General features: G+C 34.9%; 10 protein-coding genes. All 10 read left to right on the top strand.

The window, feature by feature from the left end; all coding sequences use genetic code 11:
- Positions 1 to 111: 111 nt before the first annotated feature.
- The 10 genes from OEV82_RS02325 (at position 112) to OEV82_RS02280 (ending at position 9,803) form a co-directional block, all read left to right on the top strand.
- Entirely contained in the window at positions 112 to 708 is a 597-nt protein-coding gene (locus OEV82_RS02325; RefSeq protein ID WP_407672721.1) for a YheC/YheD family protein, read from the top strand.
- A 419-nt stretch (positions 709 to 1,127) separates the two neighbouring features.
- Complete coding sequence (locus tag OEV82_RS02320; protein WP_263060871.1) at positions 1,128 to 2,054, top strand: 2-hydroxy-3-oxopropionate reductase; 927 nt, start codon at positions 1,128 to 1,130, stop codon at positions 2,052 to 2,054.
- Between the two features lie 36 nt (positions 2,055 to 2,090).
- Positions 2,091 to 2,924 (top strand): sugar phosphate isomerase/epimerase family protein, encoded by an 834-nt coding sequence (locus OEV82_RS02315; RefSeq protein ID WP_263060870.1) that lies wholly within the window; start codon positions 2,091 to 2,093, stop codon positions 2,922 to 2,924.
- A gap of 40 nt (positions 2,925 to 2,964) precedes the next feature.
- A complete protein-coding gene (gene dhaK / locus OEV82_RS02310; RefSeq protein WP_263060869.1) occupies positions 2,965 to 3,966 on the top strand; it encodes a dihydroxyacetone kinase subunit DhaK in 1,002 nt (333 codons plus the stop codon).
- A gap of 12 nt (positions 3,967 to 3,978) precedes the next feature.
- The gene (gene dhaL, locus OEV82_RS02305) at positions 3,979 to 4,611 is read left to right on the top strand and encodes a dihydroxyacetone kinase subunit DhaL (RefSeq protein WP_263060868.1); all 633 of its coding nucleotides are present in this window, start codon (positions 3,979 to 3,981) and stop codon (positions 4,609 to 4,611) included.
- A 369-nt stretch (positions 4,612 to 4,980) separates the two neighbouring features.
- Positions 4,981 to 5,937: a 3-hydroxyacyl-CoA dehydrogenase family protein gene (locus OEV82_RS02300; RefSeq protein WP_263060867.1), complete on the top strand. Its 957-nt coding sequence runs from the start codon at positions 4,981 to 4,983 to the stop codon at positions 5,935 to 5,937.
- Positions 5,938 to 6,134: 197 nt separating this feature from the next.
- Positions 6,135 to 7,505, top strand: coding sequence for a GntP family permease (locus tag OEV82_RS02295; RefSeq protein ID WP_173658968.1), 1,371 nt, complete (start codon positions 6,135 to 6,137; stop codon positions 7,503 to 7,505).
- 80 nt (positions 7,506 to 7,585) lie between these two features.
- A complete protein-coding gene (locus OEV82_RS02290) occupies positions 7,586 to 8,488 on the top strand; it encodes a sugar phosphate isomerase/epimerase family protein (RefSeq protein WP_263060866.1) in 903 nt (300 codons plus the stop codon).
- A gap of 47 nt (positions 8,489 to 8,535) precedes the next feature.
- Positions 8,536 to 9,597 (top strand): C-terminal binding protein, encoded by a 1,062-nt coding sequence (locus OEV82_RS02285; protein ID WP_263060865.1) that lies wholly within the window; start codon positions 8,536 to 8,538, stop codon positions 9,595 to 9,597.
- A 56-nt stretch (positions 9,598 to 9,653) separates the two neighbouring features.
- Positions 9,654 to 9,803 carry a hypothetical protein gene (locus OEV82_RS02280; protein WP_173658974.1) on the top strand — a complete coding sequence of 50 codons (150 nt, stop codon included), beginning with the start codon at positions 9,654 to 9,656 and terminating at the stop codon, positions 9,801 to 9,803.
- The last annotated feature ends 105 nt before the right edge of the window (positions 9,804 to 9,908 follow it).

Here is a 9,908-nt window from a genome sequence, read left to right as displayed (position 1 = left end):
TCAACTACTGTTTGTTTAAATTCTTGATTATACCGTTTTTGACTCATGATTCGGACACAACCTTTCGTTAGTTTAATATTAATGACTTAACCAAGTTGTGTCCATAAATCTATACTACATCTAGGTGTTCATTTAATTGAGAAACTCAATACTGATAAATATAAAATGGCACTTAAGGAAAAAGTTACGTTCTATAATGAATTGGAACTAAATAGATATGTACACAATCTGATTAAAAAAGGCGAATATATAATACAAAAGTATATCGAGTCTAGAACAAAAGAGAATCAACCTTTTGACATAAGAGTACACTTGGTGAAAGATGGCAAAGGTAAATGGTCCTTTGCTAAAATTTATCCAAGAATAGGGTTTAATTACGGGACGATTACTATTACAAGAAAAGGTGGCTATGTAGGAAATATCACAGGTTTTTTACAAAGAAATTTTCCAGATGTAGAAACTAATATTTTAATAAATAGAATAAAAGATTTGTCTATAAAGTTGATAGTACAGTTTGAAAGATTATATGAGGAAAATTTAAGTGAAGCTGGTTTAGATTTTGCAATAGATAATAAAGATGCATCACCTTACTTAATTGAGATTAATGTGAATAAACCTGGTATTATATATTATGAATTTGAAGTTGCCAGAAATCTAATCCAATACTCAAAATATCTTGCATTACAAAATAAAAAGTCTGGATATTGATTAGTAGTAGATCACTTATTAAACTTAAGTATATTTAATTAATTTCAGAAGTTGAAAAGCTATTAAATGTAGGATTACTGATATTTATTTTATGGAAAAGGTGATAATTTGATAAGATAGATATTTGATCTACATTTCTTCTAGCTATAAAGGCTTTAAATTTTTAAAACTGTTTTACTCACCACTCATACAGTGGTGGGTTTTTTTATGATTTTCAATCTAGTTTTATGGGTTAAAAGCTTGCTTCGGTCAAGGTTTGTGAATAGATCGGATGACTGTCAGGTGTGAAAAAGTCTATCATTTTATTTTAAATATATTTTCGATTTTTATTTTTTTCTTTCAATTTTTTTGAAAAATATTTATAATAAAAACATAAAGCGCTATCATTACTGAGTGAACAAAAGATCAGCAAAGGGGGAATGATCGTGAAAGTAGGGTTTATTGGGTTAGGTATAATGGGAAAACCGATGTCTATAAATTTAATTCAGGCAGGATTTGATACATATGTGTCTGATATTAATATGAAAGCTGTTGAGGAAGTTGCAGCGTATGGAGGTACACCCTGTAAAACGAATAAAGAAATAGCAGAAAAATGTGATGTGATTATTACGATGCTTCCGACAGCTCAACATGTAGAAAAAGTCTTATTTGGTGAAGATGGCATTGCTCAAAACGGAAATCCGAATACGATTGTAATCGATATGAGTTCCGTTTCTCCGGAAGATTCCAGATTATTTGCTAATCGATTAAAAGAATACAATATGCGTTTTTTAGATGCGCCTGTTAGCGGCGGTGAACCTATGGCTATTGATGGGACTTTATCTATCATGGTCGGTGGAGAAGAAGACGTATTTAACGAAGTGCTTTCAATATTCCAAGCTATGGGAAAAAGTATTGTAAATGTAGGTGGCCATGGTACTGGTTCAGCTGCCAAATTAGCAAACCAAATTATGGTTAGTATTCATTTAGCCGCCTTATCAGAAGCTTGTGTATTTGCAAGTAAATCTGGTATTCAGTTGAACAAATTGTATGAGGCCATCCATAGTGGCTTAGCAGGTAGTGCTGTAATGGATGCGAAAATGCCAAAAATTATAGAAAGAGATTTTGAACCTGGTGGACGTATTGAAATTAATTTTAAAGATTTAAACAATGTTCAATCTGCAGCCAATGCGCTTGGTGTTCCATTACCGGTTACACATTTGGTAAAAGAAATATTTAGTTCTGAAATTGCGAATGGTCATGCGAAAAAGGATCATTCTCATATCATTAACTACTTTGAAAGAATGGCAAACCATCGAGTACAAAGACCGAATAATTCGACTTATAAATCAAGTGCCAATGTTTGAAATTACTATCTTTATATAAATATAGGAGGTTATACGATGGAGATTAAGTTTGGATGTCATGGATCAACTTGGGTTTTGGATTATGATATTGAAAAAGATATCATGGATACGATTATGGACAATATTAAAAATGCAGGATTCACAGGGTTAGATATGCAAGTGGCGTTACTTGGAAAATACAGAAATGATCCAAAACGATTTAAAGAGGAGCTTGATAAACGAGGATTACAATTGGCCGCGCTTACGCTACCAATGAGTTTTATCGGAGGAGAGGAAACACCAGAAGAAAGAGAGCTAGCAGACTATTTTATTGATTATCTAAAACATTTCCCTGGTGCTAAATTGAATGTCCCTTCACGGGTCGGACCAAATCGGAAGGATCTACTGCAAAGACAAAAGGAAATCATTTCCGGTGCTAATCAATTAGGAAAACGTGCATATGAAAATGGAATTATTGCATGTATTCATCCAATTTCTTACGAAAATTCTTATTTTCGATTTAAAGAAGATTACGAGGTTCTTTTTGACGGACTAGATTCAAAATATATGGGATATACCCCTGATGTAGGACATATTATTTTTGGTGGAATGGATCCAGTTCAAATTTTCAAAGATTATTTGCCATTTATAAAACATGTACACTTTAAAGATGCATCTGTAAACCGCGAATGGAAAAAGATGGGCGAAGGGGATATTGATTTTGCTGGATGTGTCCAAGTTCTAGTAGAAAGCGGATATAATGGTTGGATTATTGTTGAAGAAGAAACACCTGAAGCTCAAAGTAATACAGAAAAAGTAATTATGGATATTAAACATTATATTGATCAAAATATACAGCCTATTATCAATCGTGCAAAGGCAATGCAGTAATTGATTCTATCAGAATATTTTTAAATTTGGAGGGGTTCGCATGAAAAAATTAGTGAATAATCCATCAAATGTTGTAGAAGAAATGCTAGATGGATATGTAAAAGCTCATTCAAATTATGTGAGGCGACTAGAAGAAAATGATCGAGTTGTAGTCACCTCAAGAAAAACCGCTGATAATAAGGTTGGGATTGTCATTGGTGGCGGATCTGGACATGAGCCTGCATTTTTAGGGTATGTTGGTGATGGGATGGCAGATGGAGTGGCAATTGGTAATATTTTTGCATCACCACCACCTGCACCAATCTTAGAAGCAACAAAAGCGGTAGATAAGGGGGCTGGAGTTCTCTATATATTTGGAAATTATGCTGGAGACAATATGAACTTTGGCATGGCTGCTGAATTGGCCGAAATGGAAGGTATTAAAGTGGAAAAGGTTATTATTTCGGACGATGTTGCCTCTGCTCCAAAAGAAGAAAAAGAAAAGCGGCGTGGAATTGCTGGCGAATTCTTTGTATTTAAAGCAGCGGGTGCGGCAGCAGACAAAGGTTATCCGTTAGAAGATGTTGCTCGTGTTGCAAGAAAGACCAATGAGCAAACAAGATCCATGGGGGTTGGACTAAGCCCATGTTCCTTACCACAAACAGGTAAACCTAGCTTTGAAATTGGAGAAGATGAAATGGAATTAGGGCTAGGGCATCATGGCGAACCTGGAATTAAAAGGGTCCCTTTAGATACTGCAGATAATGTAGCGGATGTCCTTCTTTCTTACATTTTTGAAGATATAAAGCTTGATCAAGGTGATGAAGTCGCGGTATTGGTGAATGGGTTAGGTTCCACACCATTAATGGAACAATATATTGTGTTTAGAAGAGTAGAAGAAGTATTAAAAGAAAGAGGAATTCGGATTTATCGTTCCTATGTTGGTGATTATATTACATCATTGGAGATGGGCGGTTTATCTATCACTCTTACAAAACTCGATGATGAATTAAAAGAACTAATCGATCATCCAGTAAATTGTCCAAGATTTACTCAAAAGTAAGGGGGATTATTTATGGAGATTACAGCAAAGGACCTCGTTCAGTATTTCTACTCTGTTGTAGATGTCATTGAAAAAGAAAAAGACTATTTATCAGAGCTTGATAGACATCTAGGTGATGGTGATCACGGTGTTACAATGTCAATTGGTTTTCAAAGTGTGAAAGAAAAATTAGATGTCGATTTAGCCAATGAAACCGATTGTGGAAAAATTAGCACAACAGTAGGGATGACCTTCCTAAATGCTGTTGGCTCTTCTGTAGGTCCATTATATGCAACAGGGTTTATGAGAGGCGGAATGGTTGTTAAAGGAAAAGAAGTATTAAATGATGAAAATTTAACTGAATATTGGATTGCTTTTGTCAAAGGTGTAAAAGAGCGGGGACAAGCCAATGTAGGAGAAAAGACAATGATCGATACATTGGAACCATTTGGAAAAGCTTTACAAGAAATCTTTACGTCTACTAATAATTTTAAAAAGGCATTTCATAAAGCCTTACAAGCAGCAAAAGAAGGAATGGAATCTACAAAAGAACTTTTATCCAAAAAAGGTAGATCAAGTCGATTAGGTGAAAGATCAAAAGGGGCTCAAGATCCTGGTGCAACATCAGCGTATTTCATTATTAAAACATTTGAAAAAATATTATAGTTGTTTCATATATTGTGTTTCGTTTTCATGGTGTCCAATATCACAATTATTCGATTGGGCACCATACTTATTTAAGTAAAAAAGAATTGATTACGAATCCTTTACATTTAATAATAAAATTTTATATTTATTTTCAAACGATAATTGATAGATTAAAAAACATATAAAACGAAAATAAACAACATTAGTTTTTGTTGACAAATCGAAACTAAATGATAAAATTTAATTGTAAGCGATAAAAATTCTAAAAATTTAAAACTATCAATTTACCATGGGTTTTTAGATGGAACTAGTATGTAAGATTAATAGGGCTTTATTTTTTTGAAAGAATTCAAAGCGCTTACATAAAGAGTCAAGGAGGGCGAGAATATGTTCAATCAAGAAAAATTATCCATTGTGGGTGCCGGATTAATGGGTCACACGATTGCGTTTACAGCGGCTTGGGCCGGGATGAATGTGAAAGTTTGGGGAATGAATGAAGAAGATATCAATCGTGCAAAAGAAGGAATGAATCAAAAGTTAAAAGCTCTACTTGATTATGAGGTTTTAAATCAAACAGATAAAGAACGTATCCTTCGTTCAATCACCTTTTCCGTGTCATTAGAAGATGTTGTGTCTGAGGCGACATTTGTTATTGAAGCTATTCCTGAAGATCTCCAATTGAAACAACACTATTTTAAGAAATTAGAAGGATTGGTTTCTGAACAAACAATTTTGTCAAGTAACACCTCTGGACTAAGTGCAACTGAAATTGCCAATCAAACAGAAAAACCAGAACGATGTGTCGTTACACACTTTTGGTTACCTGCACATTTAATGCCGTTAGTCGAAGTTGTTCGTGGAAAACATACTTCTGATGAAACGATTGAGCGCGCATTTTCTTTATTAAAAGCAATGAATAAAAAACCAATTCTTGTGAAAAAGGATGTATTAGGTCAAGTTGGTAACCGTCTACAATATGCCATATTTAGAGAAGCACAATACCTTTTGGAAGAAGGTATAGCCTCTATGGAAGATATTGATGCTGCCATTCGCTATAGTCTTGGTAGAAGATTTGGTGTCACAGGTCCATTTATGACAATGGATATGGGCGGGCTTAATACAAATGCTTCCATAACTTCTTATTTATTTAAAGATTTATCTGATCGTAAGGAAATCTTCCCTCGCATGAAAGAATTAGTTGAAAATGGTCATTTCGGTCCTAAGACGGGTAAAGGATTTTATGATTGGACACCAGAGTTTGTTGAACAAATGGAACAAGAAAGAGAAAAGGAATTAATTCGTTGGTTGAAACAAGATTTAGAAGAATTAAAGGTAAATCGATAACACCATATTTAGAATGGGCTCTACATAACTATAAATCTATTCAATTTTTTAAATAAAAAATGACATGTAATATCAAATTCAACGTGATATTACATGTCCAAATAATGAAAAATAAGCATTCTACGATGAAAGTATACCATTATAACGAAGTTTGGTAAAGGGAGCCCTCTAAACTTACATTTTTGGGAGGGGTAGTAGTGGATAGTTCTTTGCTAATATTAGTCGCTGTTTTAGGGATATTTGCTTTACTATTTTTAGTAATGAAATCTAAACTTCAAGCATTTATAGCATTAATTTTAGTTAGTTTGTTAATGGGATTACTTGTTGGGATGTCACCGGAAGAAATTATTGAAACCTTTGACAAAGGAATGGGTGAAACGGTTGCCTTTATCTCCATTGTGATTGGATTAGGTGCGATGTTTGGTGAGATCCTGAGAGTTTCCGGAGGTGCAGAACGCCTAGCATTAACTTTACTAGATAAATTTGGTGAAAAAAGAGCCCCTTGGGCATTAGGTCTTGCCGGCTTAATTATTTCCATTCCTATTTTCCTTGATGTAGCTTTGGTTATTCTAATGCCTATTTTATACGCATTAGCTAAGAAATCGAAAAAATCGTTATTATTATACGGTATTCCATTACTAAGTGGTCTTCTTGTTGCTCATGCCATGATTCCACCAACACCAGGTCCACTTGGTGCTGCATCTATTCTTAATGCTGAATTAGGATGGGTCATCTTATTTAGTTTACTCGTAGGTATTCCAATCATGATTATAGGTGGTCCGCTTTTTGGAAGCTTTATTGCCAATAAAATTTTCATTCCGGTACCGATATCGGATGAGGAAACGAAAGCCGTTTTATCGGAGGAAGCTAAATTAAAACAACAACAGAAAGAATTACCAGGTTTTTGGAGTGTTCTTCTCATTATTTTACTACCATTAGTGTTAATCTTATTGAATACACTTGCACCACTTGTACTCGAAGAAGGGTCATTTGTCAGAGATGCTTTCGTCTTTATTGGACATCCGTACGTTGCATTAACCATTACAACATTATTAACGGCCTATATTTTTGGAGCAAAACGCGGGTTTACGAAAGATGATATTCAAGAAATCACAACAAAAGCACTGGAGCCTGCAGGTATTATTATCCTGATTACAGGTGCTGGCGGTATTTTCGGTGAAATGTTAGTTGCTTCAGGTATTGGGGATGTGCTTGTCGATATAATGAAAGAGGTTAATTTACCTTTAATCATATTTGCGTACTTAACAGCTGTATTACTTCGACTTGCCATCGGATCGGTTACAGTAGCGATGATCACGACGTCCAGTATCGTTGCCCCTCTTGCTAGCGCGTTAGAATATAGTGGTCCAGCTCTAGGTATCCTTGTCATTACAATCGCTTCAGGTGCGGTCATAGCCTCCCATGTAAACGATTCCGGATTCTGGATGGTAAACCGTTATTTCGGGATGAGTGTTCAAGATACATTGAAATCTTGGACTGCTATGTCCACCATTATTTCCGTAGTAGGATTTATCTTATGTTTGATTTTAAGTTTCATATTTATTTAATACATTCATCGTAGCTCTATGTCATCCGCATGGAGCTATTATTGTAAGTTTATTGAATTTGTTAAGGGAGAGTGAGCAAGATGAGCACGCCATTTATACCAAGTTTGTTGTTAGCGGAAACCTATTTTCCAATTAAAGAGGAGAGGGGATTTGCCGCAGACGTTATTGAACGATCTGTTGCAGAAGGATTCTATCAATCTTTTGAAATTGGTGATATAAAGGATCGGGAAGAAAGAAAAAGAATTTGGAATTTAAAGGAAAATAATCATGTAGTCATTACGGAATGGTTTACATATTTAATCGATCGAGAACAGTTGAATGTTTCTTCGTTAGATCCCAAATTGAGAAAGAAGACTGTACAAAGATTGAAAGAAGAAACCGCTTTGGCTGCAGAATGTGGTGCTTCTAATATTGCGTTTGTTACAGGTCCTGATCCAGGTGCGGAACGAAGACAAGAAGGAATGAATGTATTAGTTGAAAGTCTTTGTGAAATCTGTGAAGAAGCACAAAAATACAATATGACTGTACTAGTTGAACATTTAGATCGAATCGCACATAAAAAGCGAATTCTTGGTCCGATTGATGAAACCGTTCAAGTACTCCGAAAAGTCAGAGAAAATTATTCAAATATAGGGATTGCCTTTGATACAGCCCACGCCGCTTTAAATGGTGAAGATATCATAGATGCAATTCAATTAGGGAAGGACTTTGTACAGCAAATTCATTTTTCAAATGCTGTCCTTGATCCGGCCAGTCCATTATATGGAGATCATCATATGGCCATCGGTGAACCGGGATTTTTGACGAAAGATAAGATCCAAGAAATATTAGTGGAAGTGGAAAAAATGGGGCTTTGTTCTGAGAACGGGTTGCGTGTCGCCATCGAGGCACGAACACAAAATAAAAAAGCTCTTGATGAAAGTGTAAAACATACACGGTATGTATTGGAATATGCATTACAAGCAACAGGCACTAAGTATTAAATGACTGTTTAGATTGAATTTAACATACGTAATGTTGGAGGGATTACATGAAAGTCGTCATAACAGATTGGGATTTTGAAAATTTATTTTATGAAGAAAAAGTGTTTATGAACTATCCAGAAATTGAATTCGTTTCAGGAAAGTGTCGAACTGAAGACGAAGTGCTGGAACTTTGTCATGATGCAGATGCTATTATAAATCAATATGCCCCAATCACAAGAAGGGTGATTGAATCTTTAACAAATTGTAAAGTGATCGCACGTTATGGTGTAGGTGTTGATACGATTGATTTGAAAGCTGCAACTGAAATGGGGATCGCGGTTGGAAATGTTCCAGATTACGGTATTGATGAAGTTTCTGACCATGCGCTATCTTTAATACTTAATGTTTTACGAAAAGTCTCCTATATAAACAATAAAGTGAAACAAGGAATATGGGATCTGAATTTAACGAAACCGGTTCATCGATTGAATGAAACAACAATCGGTCTAGTCGGTTTCGGTAATATTCCAAGAGCGCTAAATGAAAAATTACAGTCATTAAAAATGAATGTTATCGTTTCAGATCCATATGTTTCAGATGAAATAATGATTGAAAGAAATGCGGAACCCGTTTCATTAGAGGAATTATGTAGACGAGCAGATATTATTTCTGTTCATGCTCCACTTACCGATTCAACAAAAGGGATGATTGGAAAAGCACAATTTGAGTTAATGAAAGATGGAGTGAAAATTGTGAATACGGCAAGAGGTCCAGTCATTGATGAAGCGGCCTTAATCGATGCTTTAAAGCGTGGCAAAGTTTCTACTGCAGCATTAGATGTCCTTGAAAACGAGCCGATATCGGTAGACCATCCATTTTTAAAGATGGAGCAAGTCGTTTTGACACCACATATGGCTGGTTATTCTGAGGAAGCCTATGCTGAATTAAGAACAAAAACAGCCCTGGCCGTTGTGGATGTTCTCATTTATGGACAAATCCCAAGGAAACTAGTGAATCAAGAGGTTATAAATAAAATAACTTTAAAACCATTTACAAAGGATAGCCATTATCAATCTCAAAATTATAAAGCTTTGGCAAAAGAACAAAGGACAGCAAAATCATTTTAAAATATGCTAGATCGAAAATGAAATCAGTAGTCAGAACATATTGGAGGTTTTTGAAGATGGATGAACAAAACTTCCATATTATTCCGTCTATAACTAATTTAAAAATGTTAGAAACTGCATTAGATTTGAATCATGAATATATTATTTTGTCTGAATCACATATTGGCAAAGTTGGGATCTTTTGCTTTTTATTGACAGAAAATTAGGATTTGTAAAACATCATTTAAAACTTGAAAGGGGGGATACGGAAGAAAAAGCTTTCTAGAATCATAGCAAACATAACAGAAAATGAAACGATTGGTCAATGGTTA

The organism is Pallidibacillus thermolactis, from assembly GCF_025660415.1.
GTDB classification, from domain to species: domain Bacteria; phylum Bacillota; class Bacilli; order Bacillales; family Caldibacillaceae; genus Pallidibacillus; species Pallidibacillus thermolactis.
The sequence above is the reverse complement of the archived record's forward strand: the minus strand, read 5'-3'. Positions and strand labels throughout refer to the sequence as shown.

Excerpts from the sequence above, each read along its gene's own strand:
- OEV82_RS02320 (WP_263060871.1), top strand. The coding sequence starts at position 1,128 with ATGATCGTGAAAGTAGGGTTTATTGGGTTAGGTATAATGGGAAAACCG.
- OEV82_RS02315 (WP_263060870.1), top strand. The coding sequence starts at position 2,091 with ATGGAGATTAAGTTTGGATGTCATGGATCAACTTGGGTTTTGGATTAT.
- dhaK (WP_263060869.1), top strand. The coding sequence starts at position 2,965 with ATGAAAAAATTAGTGAATAATCCATCAAATGTTGTAGAAGAAATGCTA.
- dhaL (WP_263060868.1), top strand. The coding sequence starts at position 3,979 with ATGGAGATTACAGCAAAGGACCTCGTTCAGTATTTCTACTCTGTTGTA.
- OEV82_RS02300 (WP_263060867.1), top strand. The coding sequence starts at position 4,981 with ATGTTCAATCAAGAAAAATTATCCATTGTGGGTGCCGGATTAATGGGT.
- OEV82_RS02290 (WP_263060866.1), top strand. The coding sequence starts at position 7,586 with ATGAGCACGCCATTTATACCAAGTTTGTTGTTAGCGGAAACCTATTTT.
- OEV82_RS02285 (WP_263060865.1), top strand. The coding sequence starts at position 8,536 with ATGAAAGTCGTCATAACAGATTGGGATTTTGAAAATTTATTTTATGAA.
- OEV82_RS02280 (WP_173658974.1), top strand. The coding sequence starts at position 9,654 with ATGGATGAACAAAACTTCCATATTATTCCGTCTATAACTAATTTAAAA.